The organism is Spiroplasma endosymbiont of Nebria brevicollis, assembly GCF_964030895.1.
Classification (GTDB): domain Bacteria; phylum Bacillota_I; class Bacilli_A; order Mycoplasmatales; family VBWQ01; genus Spiroplasma_E.
Window position 1 is genome coordinate 471,948 of the sequence record NZ_OZ034986.1, and the last position, 21,492, is coordinate 493,439.

At 26.6% G+C, this 21,492-nt stretch carries 30 protein-coding genes; 21 read left to right on the forward strand and 9 right to left on the reverse strand.

The annotated features are described in order from the left end of the window. The first annotated feature begins 11 nt into the window (after positions 1-11). On the forward strand, positions 12-623 hold the full coding sequence (locus AAHM98_RS02720; RefSeq protein WP_342277247.1) for a hypothetical protein: 612 nt from the start codon (positions 12-14) through the stop codon (positions 621-623). Here the strand turns inward: AAHM98_RS02720 and AAHM98_RS02725 are convergent. After that, on the reverse strand, positions 616-1,167 hold the full coding sequence (locus AAHM98_RS02725; protein ID WP_342276947.1) for a DJ-1 family glyoxalase III: 552 nt from the start codon (positions 1,165-1,167) through the stop codon (positions 616-618). The two genes, AAHM98_RS02720 and AAHM98_RS02725, sit on opposite strands and share 8 nt — an antisense overlap. Before the next feature lie 363 nt (positions 1,168-1,530). Between AAHM98_RS02725 and AAHM98_RS02730 the strand changes: the two genes are divergently transcribed. The 6 genes from AAHM98_RS02730 (at position 1,531) to AAHM98_RS02755 (ending at position 5,183) form a co-directional block, all read left to right on the forward strand. Next, positions 1,531-2,247, forward strand: coding sequence for a TcdA/TcdB catalytic glycosyltransferase domain-containing protein (locus AAHM98_RS02730; protein ID WP_342276948.1), 717 nt, complete (start codon positions 1,531-1,533; stop codon positions 2,245-2,247). Between the two features lie 81 nt (positions 2,248-2,328). After that, complete coding sequence (locus AAHM98_RS02735; protein WP_342277248.1) at positions 2,329-2,766, forward strand: TcdA/TcdB catalytic glycosyltransferase domain-containing protein; 438 nt, start codon at positions 2,329-2,331, stop codon at positions 2,764-2,766. A 282-nt stretch (positions 2,767-3,048) separates the two neighbouring features. Then, positions 3,049-3,669 carry a hypothetical protein gene (locus tag AAHM98_RS02740; protein ID WP_342276949.1) on the forward strand — a complete coding sequence of 207 codons (621 nt, stop codon included), beginning with the start codon at positions 3,049-3,051 and terminating at the stop codon, positions 3,667-3,669. Positions 3,670-3,805: 136 nt separating this feature from the next. Beyond that, on the forward strand, positions 3,806-4,180 hold the full coding sequence (locus tag AAHM98_RS02745) for a GIY-YIG nuclease family protein (RefSeq protein WP_342276950.1): 375 nt from the start codon (positions 3,806-3,808) through the stop codon (positions 4,178-4,180). Between the two features lie 223 nt (positions 4,181-4,403). Beyond that, the gene (locus AAHM98_RS02750; protein ID WP_342276951.1) at positions 4,404-4,547 is read left to right on the forward strand and encodes a hypothetical protein; all 144 of its coding nucleotides are present in this window, start codon (positions 4,404-4,406) and stop codon (positions 4,545-4,547) included. A 54-nt stretch (positions 4,548-4,601) separates the two neighbouring features. Beyond that, positions 4,602-5,183: a hypothetical protein gene (locus tag AAHM98_RS02755; RefSeq protein WP_342276952.1), complete on the forward strand. Its 582-nt coding sequence runs from the start codon at positions 4,602-4,604 to the stop codon at positions 5,181-5,183. A 113-nt stretch (positions 5,184-5,296) separates the two neighbouring features. Here the strand turns inward: AAHM98_RS02755 and AAHM98_RS02760 are convergent, their stop codons facing one another. Continuing rightward, positions 5,297-6,772: a YfcC family protein gene (locus AAHM98_RS02760; RefSeq protein WP_342276953.1), complete on the reverse strand. Its 1,476-nt coding sequence runs from the start codon at positions 6,770-6,772 to the stop codon at positions 5,297-5,299. A gap of 280 nt (positions 6,773-7,052) precedes the next feature. On the opposite strand from AAHM98_RS02760, the gene AAHM98_RS02765 reads away from it, so the two are divergent. The 9 genes from AAHM98_RS02765 (at position 7,053) to AAHM98_RS02805 (ending at position 12,943) form a co-directional block, all read left to right on the forward strand. Further along, entirely contained in the window at positions 7,053-8,801 is a 1,749-nt protein-coding gene (locus AAHM98_RS02765) for an APC family permease (RefSeq protein WP_342276954.1), read from the forward strand. A gap of 360 nt (positions 8,802-9,161) precedes the next feature. Beyond that, positions 9,162-10,025 carry a hypothetical protein gene (locus AAHM98_RS02770; RefSeq protein ID WP_342276955.1) on the forward strand — a complete coding sequence of 288 codons (864 nt, stop codon included), beginning with the start codon at positions 9,162-9,164 and terminating at the stop codon, positions 10,023-10,025. Positions 10,026-10,284: 259 nt separating this feature from the next. Further along, positions 10,285-10,569, forward strand: a complete 285-nt coding sequence (locus tag AAHM98_RS02775) for a hypothetical protein (protein ID WP_342276956.1) — start codon at positions 10,285-10,287, stop codon at positions 10,567-10,569. Continuing rightward, entirely contained in the window at positions 10,562-11,161 is a 600-nt protein-coding gene (locus tag AAHM98_RS02780) for a hypothetical protein (RefSeq protein ID WP_342276957.1), read from the forward strand. The genes AAHM98_RS02775 and AAHM98_RS02780 overlap by 8 nt, the downstream gene beginning before the upstream one ends. Positions 11,162-11,420: 259 nt before the next feature. After that, positions 11,421-11,705, forward strand: coding sequence for a hypothetical protein (locus AAHM98_RS02785; protein WP_342276956.1), 285 nt, complete (start codon positions 11,421-11,423; stop codon positions 11,703-11,705). Beyond that, on the forward strand, positions 11,698-12,099 hold the full coding sequence (locus AAHM98_RS02790; RefSeq protein ID WP_342276958.1) for a hypothetical protein: 402 nt from the start codon (positions 11,698-11,700) through the stop codon (positions 12,097-12,099). The genes AAHM98_RS02785 and AAHM98_RS02790 overlap by 8 nt, the downstream gene beginning before the upstream one ends. Further along, positions 12,087-12,302, forward strand: a complete 216-nt coding sequence (locus tag AAHM98_RS02795; RefSeq protein ID WP_342276959.1) for a hypothetical protein — start codon at positions 12,087-12,089, stop codon at positions 12,300-12,302. The genes AAHM98_RS02790 and AAHM98_RS02795 overlap by 13 nt, the downstream gene beginning before the upstream one ends. A 193-nt stretch (positions 12,303-12,495) precedes the next feature. Continuing rightward, the gene (locus AAHM98_RS02800; protein WP_342276960.1) at positions 12,496-12,651 is read left to right on the forward strand and encodes a hypothetical protein; all 156 of its coding nucleotides are present in this window, start codon (positions 12,496-12,498) and stop codon (positions 12,649-12,651) included. A 55-nt stretch (positions 12,652-12,706) separates the two neighbouring features. Then, positions 12,707-12,943, forward strand: coding sequence for a hypothetical protein (locus AAHM98_RS02805; RefSeq protein WP_342276961.1), 237 nt, complete (start codon positions 12,707-12,709; stop codon positions 12,941-12,943). A 22-nt stretch (positions 12,944-12,965) separates the two neighbouring features. Here the strand turns inward: AAHM98_RS02805 and mnmA are convergent, their stop codons facing one another. The 3 genes from mnmA to AAHM98_RS02820 all read right to left on the reverse strand — a co-directional run bounded on the left by mnmA (position 12,966) and on the right by AAHM98_RS02820 (position 15,791). Further along, positions 12,966-14,096 (reverse strand): tRNA 2-thiouridine(34) synthase MnmA, encoded by a 1,131-nt coding sequence (gene mnmA / locus AAHM98_RS02810; RefSeq protein WP_425289603.1) that lies wholly within the window; start codon positions 14,094-14,096, stop codon positions 12,966-12,968. Positions 14,097-14,294: 198 nt separating this feature from the next. Beyond that, the gene (locus AAHM98_RS02815; protein WP_342276962.1) at positions 14,295-14,936 is read right to left on the reverse strand and encodes a hypothetical protein; all 642 of its coding nucleotides are present in this window, start codon (positions 14,934-14,936) and stop codon (positions 14,295-14,297) included. Positions 14,937-15,128: 192 nt separating this feature from the next. Continuing rightward, entirely contained in the window at positions 15,129-15,791 is a 663-nt protein-coding gene (locus tag AAHM98_RS02820; RefSeq protein WP_342276963.1) for a hypothetical protein, read from the reverse strand. A 612-nt stretch (positions 15,792-16,403) separates the two neighbouring features. On the opposite strand from AAHM98_RS02820, the gene AAHM98_RS02825 reads away from it, so the two are divergent. The 5 genes from AAHM98_RS02825 (at position 16,404) to AAHM98_RS02845 (ending at position 18,178) form a co-directional block, all read left to right on the forward strand. Then, positions 16,404-16,913, forward strand: coding sequence for a hypothetical protein (locus AAHM98_RS02825; RefSeq protein ID WP_342276964.1), 510 nt, complete (start codon positions 16,404-16,406; stop codon positions 16,911-16,913). A 236-nt stretch (positions 16,914-17,149) separates the two neighbouring features. Continuing rightward, the gene (locus AAHM98_RS02830; protein ID WP_342276965.1) at positions 17,150-17,284 is read left to right on the forward strand and encodes a hypothetical protein; all 135 of its coding nucleotides are present in this window, start codon (positions 17,150-17,152) and stop codon (positions 17,282-17,284) included. Next, positions 17,277-17,699 carry a hypothetical protein gene (locus AAHM98_RS02835; protein WP_342276966.1) on the forward strand — a complete coding sequence of 141 codons (423 nt, stop codon included), beginning with the start codon at positions 17,277-17,279 and terminating at the stop codon, positions 17,697-17,699. The genes AAHM98_RS02830 and AAHM98_RS02835 overlap by 8 nt, the downstream gene beginning before the upstream one ends. 16 nt (positions 17,700-17,715) lie before the next feature. Continuing rightward, the gene (locus AAHM98_RS02840; protein WP_342276967.1) at positions 17,716-17,976 is read left to right on the forward strand and encodes a hypothetical protein; all 261 of its coding nucleotides are present in this window, start codon (positions 17,716-17,718) and stop codon (positions 17,974-17,976) included. A gap of 79 nt (positions 17,977-18,055) precedes the next feature. Next, positions 18,056-18,178 (forward strand): hypothetical protein, encoded by a 123-nt coding sequence (locus tag AAHM98_RS02845; RefSeq protein ID WP_342276968.1) that lies wholly within the window; start codon positions 18,056-18,058, stop codon positions 18,176-18,178. A gap of 171 nt (positions 18,179-18,349) precedes the next feature. Here AAHM98_RS02845 and AAHM98_RS02850 read toward each other — a convergent pair whose 3' ends face one another. The 4 genes from AAHM98_RS02850 to AAHM98_RS02865 form a co-directional block, all read right to left on the reverse strand. Beyond that, a complete protein-coding gene (locus tag AAHM98_RS02850; protein WP_342276969.1) occupies positions 18,350-18,721 on the reverse strand; it encodes a hypothetical protein in 372 nt (123 codons plus the stop codon). A gap of 204 nt (positions 18,722-18,925) precedes the next feature. Beyond that, on the reverse strand, positions 18,926-19,228 hold the full coding sequence (locus AAHM98_RS02855; RefSeq protein ID WP_342276970.1) for a Panacea domain-containing protein: 303 nt from the start codon (positions 19,226-19,228) through the stop codon (positions 18,926-18,928). Between the two features lie 290 nt (positions 19,229-19,518). After that, entirely contained in the window at positions 19,519-20,421 is a 903-nt protein-coding gene (locus tag AAHM98_RS02860; RefSeq protein WP_342276971.1) for a hypothetical protein, read from the reverse strand. Positions 20,422-20,433: 12 nt separating this feature from the next. Continuing rightward, positions 20,434-21,492 (reverse strand): hypothetical protein, encoded by a 1,059-nt coding sequence (locus AAHM98_RS02865; RefSeq protein WP_342276972.1) that lies wholly within the window; start codon positions 21,490-21,492, stop codon positions 20,434-20,436.

The following is a 21,492-nucleotide window of genomic DNA, read 5'->3' on the forward strand; positions in this document are numbered from 1 at the left end:
ACCCCGATAAAATTAAAGATGGAAGTTCAGATGAATATATGAAGTTATTAAATAAGGCGTATAAAACATTAAAAGATCCTGAAACACGAACACATTATGATATAAACAATGAATTTAATAAAACAGTACAAGCAACACCACCTCCTGAACAAGTTATTACATTAACTCCAGAAAAACGTAATATTTATCTAAAAGTTTTAGAAGAGTTTTTACCACCAACTAAAGAATGGAATTTGTATAATTGGATGATAAATATGAAAAAACTAGCAGAAAAATATAAGGGTCTTACTGCTAGTTTTGAACATTTAAATGAAAATCTAACCACTGCTGGTGCCTTGGCTAAAATATTGTTGCAACAATTTACACCAAATAATCCTACTGAAAATATTAGAAACGCTAAGATAGTGATTAAAAAAGGTCAAAAATTTTTAGAAGTATATCATCAACTTTTAGACATTCGCGAAGTTGTAGAAAAATTAGATGTTTTTATTAATTTTTTTAACCTTGATATAAAACAATTAACAGCATTTGATATTAAAGAAGTAAATTATCTAGATAATTTACAGGAAAATACATCAACAAAGACTAGTAGTTCTCCTAATATGGTAGACATAACTATTTAAATAATAAATTACGTTTCATTTCCGTAGCACGCGCCTTACTATGCAATATTTCTACTAATGCTAAAGCAAAATCAAAAATACATCCTAAAGATGGTGCACTAACAATATGTTTATCAATGACAACAGCTAAGTTAGTATTAAGAGTACCAACCGTAATTAATTCTTCACATGAAGGATAGACAGCATATGCTGTCTTTTTTGTTAGGATTCCAAATTCAGCTAAGATAATTGGTGCAGCACAAACTGCAGCAATGGTTTTTTGTTCTTTGTGTGCTTGTAATAATCATTGTTTTAATTTTGATGATGCTTTTAAATTATTAACACCTGTCATGCCACCAGGTAAAATAAAGGCGTTGTAGTCTTCATATTTAGCACTAGTAAAAGTAATATCTGTTTTTAACACAAAGTTATTAGAACTAGTAACTAATTGTTGGTCATTAATAGTAATTAAATCAACGATAATTCCAGCACGACGTAATAAATCACCAGTAATTATTACTTCTCCTTCTTCATATCCGGTTGCGATAAATAATGCTATTTTCATATTTGATGTCCTCCTTGATAAAACTATTAACGTAATTGTAAACAATAAAGTTTAAAAAGAAAAGACTTATTACTAAAAATTAATTTAAAAGTATTTAAAAAATAGTTTATAATATTCTTAGTTTAAGAAATGTATTTGAAATACTTAACTATTTATGTTTATAAATGGCAAGTATTTTTTTGTTCTTAAATTAAGAATTTTATTGGAATTCTATTTAAGGAACAAAAAATGAAAGATGACGAAATGACGCAATTTTTAAAAGAAAAAGGCGCTAAATATATTCTAACGTTCTTAACAATGAGAAAAATAATGTAAGTATGTGGCAACAAGTTAATGAACTTGCATTTTTGAAAGGAATATAACATGAGCAACAGTCTGTCTATAATTGATATAGATATAACTAAAAACTATATATTAGAATTTGAAACATTAATTTTAAAAATGATAACTAGAAAAAAGCCGAATATTGATACTCTTAATATGGTTAAAAGAGAAATTAAAAATTTAAAACAATATTGAAAACTTCAAAATTGAGAACTTCTAACTGATTTAGAAAAAAATGAATTGTATTATCTAAATTACAATATTTTAAAGGAAATCATTCTCTTTAAATCTTCTGAGAACCCTAATTTGACTTTTACAGAAGAAGAATTTTTTGAAAAAATTAAAACTTTCCTTGATAAAAATCCAATAAAAATAAACGATGAAGAAAATATAATTCATTTTATTTGAATTGGAGTAATATCTGAAAATGTCAGTGATTATTTAAAAATTTGTTCTAAAACAAATGAAAAATGAAAGATAAATTTTTATTATGAACCTGAAGGTTATTTAATAAAAACCTTAAATGAACTAATTAAAGAAAAAAGTTCTTGAGATATAGTAACCCCCATTAGAGAACAAATAGAGAAGATTATTAATTTTCAAGATGATTTTTTTACAAACTATGATTATCAAAAAAGTATTGATCAAAATATTAAAGAATTTATTTTACAAAATAAATGAATGGTAGAAAAAGAAATCGATAAAATTATTGAAGAGGCAAGTATAATTCATGAAAAAATCTTTAAAACCTGATAGTACACCAAGTGTAGTTGTAATATTATCAGCTATCATATCACCAATATATTTTCCTGAAATTAATTTAAAAATATAATTAAAATTAAAGTAAGTGAAAATGAATTTGTTGAAAATAAAGATATTTTCCTTCTAAATCAAAAACAACGACACAAAATATATTTACAAGAATTGCTTTTACGACAAAATTTTCCCGCTGCTAGTAATATATTGCGTTATGAGATTTTATTTAAGCAAGGAGGTTATTATTTTGATTGCGATATTTTGCCAAGAATTAACCCTGAAATAATACCTTACATTGAAAAAGCAACAGAGCATTTAATTCCAAAAAATGTTAAAACACCATTATTTTTTGCAAAACTAATTGCTCAAGATTTATCTGAAAGTTTGGATGAAAAATATAACAGAAATGTTTATGAAAATATTATAACTGCAATATGACATTTAAATAAAGATTTATGAAATAAGACCGACTTTAAATTTGAAAAAAAATTTGAAACTTTAAAAGCAATATTTTCATAACTTTTAATAAATTCATTCTTACATCCCAAGAAAAGTTATGACTATAAATTACCCGCTTATTTTTCTGATTTTCAATTTTTTATTTCTATAATAAAAAATGCCGCAGAAAAAATAAAAGAAGATGGTATTAATTCATTTGAAAGACTAAAACCTAATATGCCATTTAATGGATTTAGTCAATTAGTTACTAATTTTTTTTGTATTGTAAATATGAAAACATTTTATCTAAAGTAACTATTGAAAAAAAATCAATTAAATATAAAATATTGTGAAATGCCGGCAGTGACAAGGTTTAAGTATGGGAATAACATAATAATTTCTAAAAGTCAAAATATTAAACTAAAAGATACTATTAATCAAATTAGTTCAAATCATACTTTAATTAAGAACCAACATTTAAAAGTAAAACATAATGAAATTAATAATAATTTAAGTTGCTATCGTTTAGATAATATTGTTTTTGATATTATGGCAACTATCAATTATACTGGTCCTAATGTCGTAGTAAGAGAATTAAAAAAATTGAGTTGAAAACCAATTTATATTCATAAATATTTAAATAATGATGTATCAAAAGGTTTAACAATGATCATATGAAATAGTGCAGCAAACTTAAACCTTTTAACAAGATTAAGATATGAAGATATTTCATTTACAGATACTATTGAATCAAATGTTTCTTCTACTTCTGTTTATTCAGAAAAATATCAATGAGAAGAACTATCAAAATCTTTAAATAAAGAATCAGAAACTAATAAGAACACCAATGAAAGTTCGATAAAACATGCCCATGAAATGTTCAACTTAGAGGTGAACCATTCTTTATGGCAACAAGTTAATGATTCTGCTCAATATCTACCTCCAACAGTTAATAATGTAATGGAACGATTTCTACGTAAGTAATTAAATTACAAGTAAAAATAAGAAAATAAATGCCCAACATAAAATTGTTATTAATCAAAAAAATACTGAGATTTTATGTGATATTGAAAAGTTTAATAAAGTATTTACAGATAAAATTACAATTCTCAATAATAAAATGAATAAAGTTAAAAATAAAGAAATTAAAGTTATTAATTCTTCACATGAAGGATGGATTGATTTAAAAAATGTTTCTATTCTTTCTTATCCAAATGTCACCAATAAAAAAGGAGTGTATATTATTTGAAATAAAACTAAAGATAAACACTATGTGGGGCAATCTAAAAATATGAGTAGAAGATTATTACAACATTTTAAAAATGGTGATGTTAAAAATATTATTTTTGCTAAAGATTGATATAATGGTGATTATTTTTGTTATAAATATCATTTTTGTGAGACTAAAGATGAATTAGATAGTTTAGAAAAAAGATATATTGATGAATATGTAGCTTTTGAACGGGGATATAATTCAACTAATGGTAATATATAAAAATAACTTTAATATATGTTAATAATTAGTTTATAATATTATTAAACTTAAGAACTGTATTTGAAATACTTAACTATTTATGTTTATAAATGGCAAGTATTTTTTTGTTCTTAAGCTTAATGATTTTATTTACTTAAGGAGAAAGAAAAATGTCTTTACAAACATTAACAGAACAATTAAATCAAAATTTTCAACCATTTCACGTTAGTAAAATGCTACAGATATGAAACAATTAGAAAATACTTTATTAAAATTTAAAGAACAAGTAGAAAAATTTCATTCTGCCAACTTACCGTTGTTTAAAATACTTCAAAAACCAGAATTGCTTGAAAGCATTCGAAAATTAGAATTACAAATTGATAGATAGAAAGAAATTCTTAATAATATCGAAGATGATTTTGAATATGTAAATGAAAAAAAATTGGAAGATCAAGTTATAGATTTAATTAACGAAAATAAGGCAATAGAACTTGAATCTTTTTTATTGGAAAATGATATTAATAAACCTTTACCAGTAAAAGAAAAAAATGAGCAGTTTACACCCATTATTTGCGCAATGATAGAGTTATGAAAAGGTTATAAAGAAAAGAACGAAGAAAATATTAAAAAATATGAAGAAATTATTTATTTATTATGTAATTATAAAGGTATTAAAATTGACTCAGAATCTGCTGGTGATAGTACATTAGATTATGCAATGTGTCTTAATAATAGGGCTTTAATAGAGTGTTTAATAGAACATGGTGCTCGTAAATTTAATGGGCAAGAATTAGAACCTGATGAAATTATGCAAATAGAAAGAAGTTACGAATTATGTGAAAAAGATATTGACCCAATAATTGACATTTCATACAATAACAACTCTATTAATAATTCAATAGTTGAAAAAGTAGTTGATAAACTATTTGCTGGCAGTACTTGAGTAGGTGCTGAAATTATTAATAAAATAGGCTATGGTATAGTTGGTGAAGCAATAAATATTGCAACTACATTTTTCTTTTAATAAAAAGTTGATCTTACTACTATAAGAATAAACACATCAGTTATTAAGTTAATAGAAATCTTATATATTAAAATCCCTAGTTCAAAGAACTAGGGATTTTACTTCATATTTAATTAGAATATTGTTGCAGGTAATAATGCTCCTACTGCTAACATCATAACAGCAAAGGCAGTAATACCGACAGTATAAGGTCACATTACTTTATAGAATCGACCCAATGGCACTTTAGCAATTGACAATCCAGCCATCATTACTCCAGCGCTTGGGGCAAATAAGTTAACCCAACCACTAGCCATAACAAAGGCAGTAATCATCCCTGATGATAAACCGATTGTTTTAACAAGTGGTGCAACTACTGGAAAGACAGCAGAAGCAAATCCTGAAGTTGAAGGAATAAAGAAAGCAATCACAATAAAAGCAAAGAAACCAATAACAACTACTAATAATTTTGGTAAAGTAGTAATTTTACTTGTAAGAGCATTAACAACTACTTTTTGCATTCCTGAAGTTTCAATAGCTCAACCAATTCCAGAAGCAACAGCAATAATTAAAGCAACTCCTAGTAATTCTGAAGAACCACTAACAAAGCTACGAACATATTGTTCTTCACCTCTTCGATCAATAATCGCAATCACAATCGAAGCAAAGAAAAATAAGAAAGCTAATGTCATGACATCTCATCCCCCAAATTGACCAATTTGGCTTGTAAAGTAAGGGAAATGTTTAGTAATATTAGTACTTAAATCAGCAAAAGTAGTAGTACCAGTGATACTATCCCAAGGAATGATACATAATATCATAATTAAGAATGTAAGACCGAAGAGAGTAAGAATTACTTTGCGTTTTCTAGTAAACTCTGGTATTTCTTCAGTACTAATAAATTCAGCATGGTGTTCACCTTGTAAATCAAAAACAACTGATTTTTCGGGATGACGTTTAACTTTAATCGCATATCACATCACAAAACAAATAGTTCCGATCGTTGCTAATACTCAACCAAGTAAACGTCAGATAATTCCACTACCAGGACTAATATCACTAGCAGCAGAAGCTGTCGCAATAGCAAACGGATTAAGTGTTGAGAACATAACTCCGACTCCAGCGCCTAATAAAATCATTAATACAGCAGTAACAACATCGAAGCCAGCAGCTAACATGGCCGGAATAATAATAAGATAGTAAGGGATAGTTTCTTCACACATTCCTTCTACGGTACCACCAATAGAAAGGATAGTCATAATTGAAGGAATAATTCAAATTTCTTTACCGTTTAAACGTTTAACTAAACGACCAATTCCAGCATCTAAAGCTCCAGATTTCATAACAATACCGATGTATCCGCCAATTACTAATACAAAGACAATGATACTAGCACTACGTAAGAAGCCTTGAATCGGAGCAAGGAATAAATCAAATACCCCTAACGGTCCGCCTGGATTATCATGGCCAGTAGTTCCACCCCACCGATCTGTTGTACCAGGAATTCAAGAAATTACAATAATTAATGCTGTAATTAAAAATAAAATGGTAATAGCAGTGGGCATTTTAAAAGGGAATAAACGAAATTTTTTCTTTTTAATATTTCCCATAATAGATTTAATACCTCCTTTTTTAAAATATATATATTTAGAATATTACCTTACATAATACACTATCTGTTATCCTAATTAAAAGGGTTTGGAGCTTATTTTTCATTTTTTTTTGAAATAAACTCAATAATAGTAGTATTTTTTCATAAAATTGGGTATTATAAATACCATATCTAGTTTGTCATATTATTTTATTAATAGGTTGATTTTATTAAAATTATAAACTCAATTTTAAAGATATACAAATGAAATATAAGATAAAATCGAAAGGAGAAAATTTATGTTGAAATTATTCAAGAAAAAAGAAGGACCTAATGAAAAGTTAAGTTTACCTGAATTAGTTTGATTTGGTTTTAACTATACAGTCGGTGTGACATTTACTGCTGTTTTTGCTGCTTTGTTATATAGTAATAAAGTAGGAGCTACTTTGGGAACGCATATGATTTGAATTTTCTTAGTTGAAGGTTTAATTGCTGGTACATGTGCTTGAGCATTTGCTCGTCTATCACGAGTTCATCCTGGTAATAATGGGGCTGCTTATATCTATGTACGTAGTAGTTATGGTCGTTTCTGAGGTTGACTAATAGCGTTTATTCAGTATTCAACACTGCCTGTAATTGTTACTTCACAAATTATTTCGATGATTAGAATTAACTTTACAGATCAAAGTTCATTTTTATTTGCTAACTGAGGTGCATGAAGTAACTTTGGTCTAGACTTAATTGGAATTGTTATTTATGGTTTTGCTTCTTGTGTTCTATTCTTAGGAATGAGGGCATTTAAAAAGTTTGTTAACATTTCTGCTTATTTAAAGTGAGGAACAACTGCTTTATTAATGGTAGCTGTTATTATTTTATTTATTATTGCTGGAACGAGTAATTTCAAAGAAGTTATTAACCATCAAAGTTTAACAGCTAGTTCTTTCTCTAATGCCTTTACTACTTGTTTCTTCTTCTTTTTAGGTTTTGAAACATACTCGACAATTGGAAAGAATGTTCGTAATCCACAAAAGAATATTAGTCTTTCTATTGTTATTGTTATGGCTTTATCAACATTATTTTATGTATTAGTTACTGTTTTAATGATTGGTGGAATTACGGGTATTTTTGGTGTTAACCCTAACTTACAAATTTTTCATCAATTAGGTGTAAAAGCTAATGCTCCATGATTAGGAGTTATTGGTATCTTAATTATGTTAATTTGTACTATTTCCCTAAAAGCTAATGCAGGAATGCAAAATGCTTTATATAGTGGTGGTATTTTAGAACCGCTATCAATAGAAGGATATATACCTGCTAAATATAAACAATTAAATAAGGATAACATTCCTTTCCGTGCTTCTATTTTAAATTTAATTGCTACGTTTGTCTTTGCCTTTGTGTGGCTAATTATTCCAGATTTAATCCAAGCTATTAGTGATACGAGCAAAGGAATAACATCACCAAGTGCTGTTATTGACTATGGTACAATTACTGGTGAGGCATCACTAATTATGATTTTAATTTATATGTTTGTTATTAGTATTGCTTTACGATTATCTTGACAAAAGAAAATGCGTCATAATAAGTTTGAATTTACAATTTGAATTTTAGCATTTGTTTTCTTAGGTTGACAGTTAGTAATGTGATTTATTGGTTTAATTGAAGGATTTATAAAATCAATTAATGATATTAGTAGTACTAGTGCAACAATTAGTGCTGGTGGTATTACACAATTAACATCAAATATCTTACAAATTGTTTATTTACTTGTTGTTGTAGTTTTTGCTATTGTTTGATATTTCGTTTATTATGCTCCTAAATTGAAAGTTCGCTTAGTAAACAAAACGCAAGCAGTATTAGATGAAGACTTTAGAGTTAAAGATGACTGAGCTTTTGTTGCTAAAAATATGCAAAGTGAAATTGAAAATTACTTAAAACGTAATGTCCTTATTAATGGTAATAAAGAAAATTCTAATTATGTTTTTGCTAAAAATGTCCGTAATGAATTACTGGCATCAGAAGGCGAATGACGTGAAGATGAAGAATAATAAAAAAATAAAAGTGTTAGTTTAAAAACTAGCACTTTTTAGTTAAAAAAATATTCCATTTAACAAACCGATACCCATTTTAATGCTCACTTTTTATAAAAATTAATTCTTATTTGAGAAAGTGTATAATTACTATTAGTGAATTATTTATGATGTATTCATTGTTAATACTTTCAGAGGATGAACAAAATGATCAGTACGTAAAACTAAAAGAATTTTTTTAGTTTTATTTAGATAATGAGAAAATATGATGATATAATATTGTTAATGAGTTAATTACAATATTCTGTTTATCTATATAAAGTTTAAACAATGGTCATTGTAAGTTAATTCAAAATCATATAACGGAGGTATACATATATGAAAAGTATGGCGAGTATGAAAACATTATTAAGATTATTAGGTGCAGGAGTTTTAACTACAGTTGCGGCAACTTCAGTTGTTGCTTGTGGGGAGCCTAACACTCCCGGAACAGCTATGGATGCAAAAGTATCTGAAAATTTTGGATTTATAGATACTGCTGGTAAGAGTACAGTTAAAGTTGAAATTAGTATTAATACTGAAAAAACAGCATCATGAACTTCACCTCAATTAAGTAATATTACAGCAGCGAAACTATTAGCAAGTGGTAGTGAAGCTACTCCTAAAGCAGTTTCTGTTGGTGCTGGAGATTTTTTAGTTAATGTATTTAAGTTACAAGTAGTTGCTGGAACAGGAGCAGATAGAACATTCACACGTTCTGAGGCAGCACTTATTGTTATGACAGTTAAAACTTGATCACCTACTATTGCTAAAAAAGGAACTGATGATTATGCTGTTAATGGTGGAACAGTAGTAGTGCAATTCAAAAAAGGAACAGCACAATTAGGTGTTGATTATACATTAGATATTTTAGCACAACCAAATCTTGGAATAGTTGCAGATAAGGCAACGTTAGCTGCTGATGATATGATTATGCCTACTAATTTTGTTAAAGCTACATTATATTCTGATTTAACAAAAGTTGTTATTCTAAAAGAGACAACAGATAATTCAAAAACTTTAATTTCTTTAAAAAAACTTTTAAAACAGGGTGATTTAACTGCTACTATTACTGGTATTAAAGATAAAGATACAACTGATGCTACTTATCCATTGGTAGAAAGAGATAAAGCATTAGTTTCAATTAAAATAGGAACTATAGAAATCTTAAGAAATATTGAAAGTATTGAAGTAACAGCATAATAATCAATTTAAATTTATAATAACTCTAAATGATACAGATAACTGTATCATTTTTTATTTTCTTAATATTCCAACTTAACTAACGTATACCCATACCATTAGAACAACTAGAATCCTTTATTCACGTTTATTAAAATACTTTGAATATGTTGATATAATATTACTTATGGATTACTTACAATATTCTGTTTATCTATATAAAGTTTAAACAATGCTCATTGTAAGTTAATTCTAAAATCATATAACGGGGTATAGGTATATGAAAAGTATGGCGAGTATGAAAACGTTATTAAGATTATTAGGCATAGAAATTTTAACTACAGTTATGGCTACTTCAGATGTTGCTTGTTGTGTAGGTAAAAATAACAACTATCCAATAATAACAATGGAACCAAAAGTTGTTGCAGCTTTTGGATTTGTAGATGCTACTAATACTAGTGTTTCAAAAGTTGTAGTAACAGTTTCTACCACTTTACACGTTGCATCATGAACTTCACCTCAATTAAGTAATATTACAGCAGCGAAACTATTAGCAAGTGGGTAGTGAAGCTACTCCTAAAGCAGTTTCTGTTGGTGCTGGAGATTTTTTAGTTAATGTATTTAAGTTACAAGTAGTTGCTGGAACAGGAGCAGATAGAACATTCACACGTTCTGAGGCAGCACTTATTGTTATGACAGTTAAAACTTGATCACCTACTATTGCTAAAAAAGGAACTGATGATTATGCTGTTAATGGTGGAACAGTAGTAGTGCAATTCAAAAAAGGAACAGCACAATTAGGTGTTGATTATACATTAGATATTTTAGCACAACCAAATCTTGGAATAGTTGCAGATAAGGCAACGTTAGCTGCTGATGATATGATTATGCCTACTAATTTTGTTAAAGCTACATTATATTCTGATTTAACAAAAGTTGTTATTCTAAAAGAGACAACAGATAATTCAAAAACTTTAATTTCTTTAAAAAAACTTTTAAAACAGGGTGATTTAACTGCTACTATTACTGGTATTAAAGATAAAGATACAACTGATGCTACTTATCCATTGGTAGAAAGAGATAAAGCATTAGTTTCAATTAAAATAGGAACTATAGAAATCTTAAGAAATATTGAAAGTATTGAAGTAACAGCATAATAATCAATTTAAATTTATAATAACTCTAAATGATACAGATAACTGTATCATTTTTTATTTTCTTAATATTCCAACTTAACTAACGTATACCCATACCATTAGAACAACTAGAATCCTTTATTCACGTTTATTAAAATACTTTGAATATGTTGATATAATATTACTTATGGATTACTTACAATATTCTGTTTATCTATATAAAGTTTAAACAATGCTCATTGTAAGTTAATTCTAAAATCATATAACGGGGTATAGGTATATGAAAAGTATGGCGAGTATGAAAACGTTATTAAGATTATTAGGCATAGAAATTTTAACTACAGTTATGGCTACTTCAGATGTTGCTTGTTGTGTAGGTAAAAATAACAACTATCCAATAATAACAATGGAACCAAAAGTTGTTGCAGCTTTTGGATTTGTAGATGCTACTAATACTAGTGTTTCAAAAGTTGTAGTAACAGTTTCTACCACTTTACACGTTGCATCATGAACTTCACCTCAATTAAGTAATATTACAGCAGCGAAACTATTAGCAAGTGGGTAGTGAAGCTACTCCTAAAGCAGTTTCTGTTGGTGCTGGAGATTTTTTAGTTAATGTATTTAAGTTACAAGTAGTTGCTGGAACAGGAGCAGATAGAACATTCACACGTTCTGAGGCAGCACTTATTGTTATGACAGTTAAAACTTGATCACCTACTATTGCTAAAAAAGGAACTGATGATTATGCTGTTAATGGTGGAACAGTAGTAGTGCAATTCAAAAAAGGAACAGCACAATTAGGTACAGATTATTCATTAACTATTTCAGCACAACCACCTGTTGGAATAATTCAATCTATTTTACCTGTTACTAGTGGTATTACTTTATCTAATTTTAATCCAATTACTGAATTTGCTGTTAATAGTCCCTATAGAAGGAATTCCAGTTGGTCAATTTAACAAGTTATTTTAAAGTTAATGCTGCTCCAGGTAAAGGCATAAAAAGTATCGTTGAATTTATTAAACAAGGTAAATTAACAGTTAAAGTTACTGAGGTACTATCAAATGATATTCGTGATTTTATTCTTGGTGCTACTTTAACAGTAAAAATCATAATTGTTACTATTACATTTGCAACTAAATATACTTTAAAATTAGTATAATAAACTTTTTAAAATCTAATAACCTCTAAATGATACAGTTGCACTGTATCATTTTTTATTTTTCTTAATATCAGAACATCCTACTTTGAATAAAAATAATTTTCTTTCTTTTTTTTCTAAAATAATTGTAAAATTACTTAGTAAATTAATATAATGAATTTTAATCCTATTCTTAGAAAGGTGGTAATATAATATGAAACCAAAAAAACAAAATGATTATCTAAATAATAACTATCAAAAACCTAACAAATTAAAAGATTGTAAAGTTGAAAAATATAAAATTGATAATGATTTAAAAGTATTACAAAGTCACAAACTCTGGTGATGACCTTCAACCCAGAATATTTAAAACCATCCCATTAGAACAACTAGAAACTAGCGCCACCGACGTTTTCTTTACGCTTATGAAAAGTTTTCAGTGCGAAGATTTTACCATGTATTATGAAAGTGACTATGATATTATCAAAATTATTAGTCTATTATCCAATCAAGACTTAGCTTTAACTTCAGAAGAACTAGCATTAATTGCCTTGTTTGATAAACGTTTAAAACCGATTATTAATAACCACATAGATAGTACTATCAGTAGTAATAATAGCATTAGCAAAACCTTGAATAGTAAACCACGAATATTAAATTAATAAATTTAATAAAAAAGTGCTACTAACGAAACACTTCATTAATAACACCACCACCAAGACAAATATCACCATCATAAAAGACTGCTGATTGTCCAGGTGTCACAGCACGCATCGGTTGTGAGAAAGTAACTTTAAATTCACTATCATTAGCAACATCAATAATGACAGCAACATCAGGTTGACGATAACGAAATTTAGCAAAACAGTTAATGCTTTTACCAATCTTATCTTTACTAATTCAATTAATATCACTAACAGTACAACTATTAGCCATTAATCACTTAGTTTCATTATCATTTGCTACATAAAGAATATTATTAGCAACATCTTTTTCTACAACAAAGTATGGTATTTTCATACCTGACAAATTAATACCTCGTCGTTGACCAATAGTATAATAATAAACACCATGGTGACTACCAATAGTTTTTTTAGTGTTAATATCAACAATATTCCCTGTTTTTGCAGGTAAATAATTAGCAAGAAAAGTTTGAAAATTACGGTTACCAATGAAACAAATTCCTGTTGAATCTTTTTTCTTGGCAGTTGGTAAGTCATAAGTAAGTGCTAATTGGCGTACTTCAACTTTAGTTTTGTTGCCTAAGGGAAACATACTATATTGTAATTGGTCCTGATTTAGTTGACATAAGAAATAACTTTGGTCTTTACTATCATCTATTCCTTTTAATAGTTGATATTGTTTAGTATCTTTGTTAAAAATGATACGTGCATAATGTCCCATAGAAATGTAATCTGCTTGTAGTTTGTTACGAGCATATTTTAAAAAGGCATTAAATTTAATATATTTATTACATAAAATATCAGGATTAGGGGTACGACTCTTTTTAAATTCGTCTAAAAAATAAGTAAAGACATCATCTCAGTATTCTTTAATGAAATCAATTCGTTCTAAAGGAATATTTAGTTTTTTACAAACTGCTAGCGCATCTAAATAATCTTGTTCTTGTGGACAAATATTTTGGTTACTATTACCTTCTAAATCATTATTTAGCAGTGAATCTCAATTACGCATGAAAAGACCAACTACGTTATGGCCTTGTTCTAATAATATGGCAGCAGTAACTGATGAATCAACACCACCACTCATGCCAACAATAATCCGTTTTTTGTTTTTCATTACTTTCTCCTTGATAACTAATTAAGTGCTTATTAATTGTAGCAAATATTCATTAAATACTAAAGTAATTGTCAAGTTAATAATAACTAAGTTAAAGAAGATTCGTTTGAACCTTTTTATTAAATTTTCTTTTTTCTAGTAATTAACCCAATGATTGGAACAATCACAATAACCAATAAAATTACCCCACTAATAATGATAGCATTTCAATTATTAATAATTGTTATTAAAGTTAAAGGTTGTTGTTTTTAAAGACCAGGGATTATCCTTTGTTTGTGATGCTTGCTTTTTACATTCTTGTAAATTTTTATTATCATTATTGATATTAGCATAAAGATGATTAGTTAAATCATGAGCATAAAATAATAATCAGTAGCGTAGTTGTCCAACATTTAACTTATTAATTGTCTCATCAACATTAGTCGCTTCTCTTAAGTATTGAGCAAATGCGTAACCTAAATTACTAGTAGCAAAGTCAGAGTAATCATTAATTGTTAATACTAGTGGGTTAATTGTATAAACATTTAAATATTGCTGTGATTCAGGATCAATTTTTTTATTGCTAGTAGTACGTTGTAATAAATAAATAGCATGGTCTGCGCCATCACGTGGCTTTAAAATCCTATTATTGTTAAGAATATTAGTTTTTCCTACTGGTGTTAAACTATCATTTACTACTTGGTATGTTCAATGTTCATCTTTACGAAAGGAAATTGAAGTTTGGTTTTTAATTTGACTAAGGGCTGTAACAGCAATATCACTGCTATTATTTTTAACAAAATACTGATGGATTAATGATGAATTATTAGTATCTTCATTGTTATTGCCAATATTAACAGTTGGGGTGCTACTCATAATCTCAACTTTTTCTTCTTGTAAGATAGTACTATTATCATTATCTTTTCATTGAATATCATAATATCATAGTTAGTTGGTGTATTGTTAGCATCGTATTGTTGATTTAAAATAGCGTAGCTAAAAGTATTACTAGTATTAGTTTTAATAGCAACACTAGGTTGACCAACAACGGTAATATTTAACCCTTTATTATCTTTTGGAAAAGGAGTGTGGACATAAAAAAACAAATAATTGGTTACTAATAGGATCTTCACCATTATTTACAGGGCCAATTGGGAATGTTTTAGCACGCATATTAATATCATTATTTTGGAAATTAGTAGTCGGATTTAAATCATATGGCACTTCCATTAATGTATTAAGATTACTTTTCTCATTAATAATTTCAAATAATCCTTGGTTAATACTTTCCTTGATAGCTTCATGATAAGGAATAATGACACTTTGATTTTTACTATTGAAAGTATGCCCAAATGCAGTAAGATCACTATTTGCAAAACCAGCAGCATTTTTAAAATTACTAATATTATTGGTAATACGTTGTTGGGTTTGCAAATAACCTTGTTCATTAATGGTATTATTAGGATTAGTTGCAAGATTCCAATCATTATTAATAATTTGGTCATAACTAGCAAAATTTATATTTAAAGGGTTAGATACAATATTTTCAATTAAATAGTTTGAATCATTGTTTCAATGGTTAATACTATTTACTAAATTAATATTTAAGACTTTAACGGTAATATGAAAACCGTTAATTTTAGTATTAATGGTATTAGTACTTAAAAATGAAGTGCCTAAAAGACTACTAGTAGTTAGCAATAGAGATAGTTTCTGTTTAAGTTGTTTCATAGTACTAGTATCCTTGTAATTAAAAATAAGTTTTAATTATTGGCTTTATTTAATCATTCTTAGTTATAAGAGGAGGATGACTTAATAAAAATAATAATTATTTCTGAATATTATAACATTTTTTTAAAAATATGGTATATATGTATTAAATACATATGGGAGCGTGGCAAAGATGTCGATAACTCATCATTTTTATAAATAGATTCCTTGCTAACCCTCATTACAATCTATATCAAAATTCACAAAAAGACGAGAAATAAGTATCGTCTTTTTTTTGTAATTGTAAAATTTGCAAATTTTATAACCGTCTTTATCACTATTATCAACACGTGTTAGGGACATAAAATAGTGAACCATAACACAGTTGTTAAAAATAGTGGCTAGCATGTGGACTTGCATGTTGAAATAAAAAGTGGAGTGATACCTAACAAAATATACTAACCATTAATAATGGTAATCCTTGGGGTGGGAGCGGATTGGCAACTAGTTTATATAGACCCGTTTTGGGAGACATACTGTAATTAGTTTTTTATTTAACAGCACTGCCACTTTCAGTGAGCAGTTGCTGTTTTATTTTTTTCATTTTTTTGGGCTCGTAAATAAATTGTTAAAATGCAAATAGAATTTCAAAAAGAACAAATTACTGAAAAATCAAATTCTATTATGATTAATTATGGCGAATATAAATTATCTGTTCCAAATTGAATGATTAAAAATAATAGTTTTATTGTTGATGATAAATTTATATATTGAGTTTTTAATTTAGAAAATATTAAAAAAGAATTAACTGGTATGGAATTAAAAGAATTATTAAAACCATATATTAATAGTCAAAAAATAACTATTAATAAACCTCCTGCAAAAAAAGAACATTATATTAATAAAATTAAATTAGAAGAACTTACATTTTATGAAGAACATAATGGGTGATTTATTGGAGAAATAAAAGACCCAAAAACAAACATTATTAATCCATGTTTTAAATATAATGTTAAATGAGTTGAAAATAATAAAGCATACAAGATTATTGAATACAATCATAATGATTTACCAACTAATTATTTAATTACTCCATATAAAGATATTAATGCTCATAGTAAAAATACATTTTATGTTAATTAAAAAAATCATTTTAATAATGAATAAATGTTATTGTCAACGTGATTATGGTTGTATGTGTATAGAATTAGAGCAAGGAGAATTTGAATAATGATTAGTACAGCAGATATTAAAAAAGTAAAGATGTAGTGGATGTGAAAAATTTATATTTTATAGAAAAGAAACTTATGTAGTTAGTTGAGAAAATGATAGACAATATTTATGACATGATGTTTGTTTTAGAAATGAGTTAGAGAAGAATGAATAAAGAAAAAATACTTAAATTATTAAAAGAAATTATTGATGAAAATTTGAATTGTGCTTATACATCATTATTTGATGAATTAAATATCTTATTAGAAAAAATTAAAAATGGTGAATTTGATAATGAATAATTATTTACTTTCAATAGATCCAAGTATGAAAAGTACTGGGTTTACATTATGAGAAAATAAAATACCAATATTAATAACTAGTCTTAATTTTTCTAAAAAAGATTATCATTATTTTACTGATTTTATTAATATAGTTTTTCTACAATGTCAAACTAATAATTTAGGTTTAATTGATGATAAAACAGATTATAGTTTATATTTAGTAATTGAACGTGGGATATTTAATCCAAAATTTGGTAAAGGTAAAGAAACATTAGACCATTTACGTGGTTTTATTGCTGGACAATTTAATAAATTATTAACTAAAGAATTATCAATTGAACTTTCTCAATTCATGATTAAGAACCATAATTGAAATATTAAAATTAAAGACCATGACCAAGCAGAAAGTTTATTAATTGGTTGATTTATTTAAATAAGGAAGTGAAATAATGAGTTGTGTATGTAGCGCAGGAGATTGTTATTGTGAAATATGTGGATTTATTAAAAGTCCTGATATGAAAGATATAAATGGTTTTTGTCAACATATTTTTGAAAAAAATAAAGATGGAATGATAGAAATAAATAAATTATATAATTGAATAAATAAAAATAGTTATGAAACTGATACAGGTTGATTATATATAGATAGTTTAAAGTTAATACAATTTATAAAAAAGGAGAGTGAAAAACATGACAGTATATTGATGTAATGAATGTGAAATTGACTATATAAATTGTGAATGTAGAAACCCTAGAAATTGAGAAAAATTAGACTAAAGGAAAAAAAAAATGAAAACTAAATTAAAATGTATTTGTAAAGATTGTAATAATAAAGTATTAATTAAATTACAATCTACAGATTTAGAAAATACTTCTGTTCAATTTTTTAAAATGTGTAAAAAAATCAATTAGATTTTAATAATAAAGTAAAAGAAATAAAAGAATATTATAAAAATAAGGAGTAAATAATGACTAAATTATCTATATTTAGTATAGAAAATATAATATAAAAAAAGAGAAGTTATAATTAGGAACGAGTTTAACTTCTCTTTTTTTATATTAAAAAATCCCAATTAAGGGATTTTATTGTTTTTTCTTATCCTTATCATAAACTAAAGTATAAAAAATACCTTCATATAATTTTCCATAAATTCTTTCTTTTCTTCCTACTCTTATATAATCATATTTTTTTATAGGATTTGTAATTTCAATACTATGATTTAACATTATATATTTTATAAAATCATCATTAACTGTATTTATGATATTTATTCCTTTAGTATCAATTACTCCAAATCCAAATCCACCTTGTTGTTTACTACTCAATCTTAATTGATTAATTGTAAACCTTGAAATTTGTTTTAATTCATTTAATATCTCATTATTTACTAATTTTACTTTTTCTAAAAATTGAAAGTGAAATACTAAATGCTTACCTAAATAATCATTTTCCATAATATTACTTTCTAATTATTAATTTTTTTTGAGAAAAAATTTAACATATCTTTTTTAGTTATTACATCATTTATACTTACTTCTTTTCATGGTCCTAATACATGTGATAACGAAACTAATTCATAAGGACTTAATTTATTTTAATTAATAAAACTATTTTCTATATATTCTAATTCTTCGCTATTAAAATTATCAATTATACTTTTATAATTTCCATTTTTTTTTAAATTCTTCATAAAATATAGGATTTTTCCCAAATTTTTTTAATTGTTTATATAATTCTGGAATTACTGGACCATATTCTCATACATAATAGTCATTAGAAAATAATTGTGTATTATATTTTTTCAAAAAATTTGCTTCTATAAAATATAATAATTTTTGAATTTTTAAATTTGAAAGACCTTCCATGTCTTTTTCATCAATATTAACTCTATTTTGCATTTCTTCATTAGTTTTTAAAAGAAATGCAAAAAAATCATTAACATTTATTTCTTTATTTTTCATTTTTATCACATCCGAACAATAATTTAACAAAATCTACTTTAACATTTACATATTAACATATTTTTAATAAATTATATAAATATATAAAAAAAGTTACCAGAAATGGTAACTTTTTAACCTTAAATTTAATCTATCAAAACTACTAAGAAAAAATCAAGTAATAGGGGCTTTGCCCCTTCGGTGCTACGCACCTTACACCCCACCAACTTTTAAAAAGTTGGACAAATGGCGTAAACGCCCTGGCCAACCAAACCAAAGGTTCTTGGTTGGCACGCACCTTAATATACATTTTACTTTTTATCAAAATTTTTAGTTTTATTATAACCACGCTTACCACGAACCTTAACAACATCTTTTTTTTCATCTTGTAAAATATTATCTAACTTATCTAAACCAACTGCTCTAATATCATCAACGGTAAAATCTAAACCTTGTGACTGTTCATAATTTTTAACACTACTCAACTCACTTTTTAAATCATGAATATAATGCAAAGCACGACTATTATATTTTTGTAAATAAGACCTAGGAAATCACAAACTAAAAGTAATAGTCTCACCACTATAACTTGGTGGAAAACCACCCTTTTTAATTATTTTCTTAGTTTGTCTTTTAGATAAAACAATCTTATTATAATCATCAACATTAGTATAAATATTCAGTTTAAACTTAACTAAAAATAATAAAATACGCATTCTCTTGACTTGAACAATATACTCTACTTTTTCACGTGCTTGTTTTGGTATTCTATCAGGATGTTGTTCAATCATATACATAATTCCATTAAAATTATGACCAATTAATTTACAAAACATACCCAAACTTTCCTGTGTTTCTTTAAATTCAGGTGACAAATCATTACTATTAATTTTTAAACCTAACTCATCAAAAACAAGCATATCATTCTCTTTAAAAGCATAATTACTATTTAATTGATTAAATTTAAAAACATCATCATAAGAACAACGATAACTAAACTCATTACGCACTTTAATAGGAATAGGACTAACTACCCTACCTTTATGTCTTTGTGCCAAACAACAAGCAAGTGCTGACTTACCTGTACGTGGTGGTGCTGAAATAATATAACTACCTACACGTTGCAATATCTTTATATTTTTTCTCGTTATTAAAAACGGATAAAGAATTATAACTAACAAAATTCCTAAAATTAAATATCCATACCAAGGCATTATCTTTCACTCCTAACCAATTAAAAACCCAACTGCTTTTAAAAATACTCATAAAGTTAATACTTGTTCTAAACCACTAGTAAAATCAACATTTAAAACAGAACTAATAGTATCATCAAAAATATGTCTTAATAAACCATCAATCTTAGCAAAAAACTCTCTTAATGGTTCTACTGGTAAAAGTTTACCAACAACACCAAATAATAATCATCTAAAAGCATTACGTAAATGACCAAAAACATCATATCAACTAACACGTTCATACTCAGGGTTAAATGGACTAATTGGTGGTACTGGTGTTATATTTTCACTTGAAAAAATATTAATTTGACCAAAATGTAATTGTGGAGAAAAACCTTGTCTAATTGTTTCACCATGAATATCAAAAAATACTGTTAAATGTCTTAAATTAGGAACGCGAATAGGCAAAGTAACAAAATTATATAAATCTTGACTATACACATCATTATCTACTTTACCTTTAAAAACATACTTAGTATTACCAATATTATCTAAAAAACTAAAAGTAAAATTAGCTGTAAAAGTTCTAAAATCTTGGTATTGAAAATAAAACATAAAACCTTGAATATAAAAACTTAATGGTTTATCAATTTCAAAATTTAACTGTGTTTGAAAATTAACAAGTTGACTACCATTATTAAAAAATTGCATATCATTATTAGAACCATTAGAAACAAAATTATGATTAAACATAATACGTGAAATATCATCTAATTGACTTGTATTAAATTCATAAACACCAGTACCCATACTTATACTTTGTGATGCAACACCAACAGTATCACTATAATAATCACACCAATAATTACCTTCACCATTACCCACAAAATCACCAGAAACTAATTTTAAATCTGGTTGGTCAACATCAAAATAAGCAGAATTTCATGGGATTGTTGCTCAATCATCAAAACTATGATATTTAACATGCTTAACCATTTCTTTTGTAATATCGTAATTAACAACATTAGGGTCATTTGAAACAATCAAAGAAGTAGGTGCTTGAACAGAAGTATTTACAATTAAAAATAATTTAGCAAACTTAAATCACAT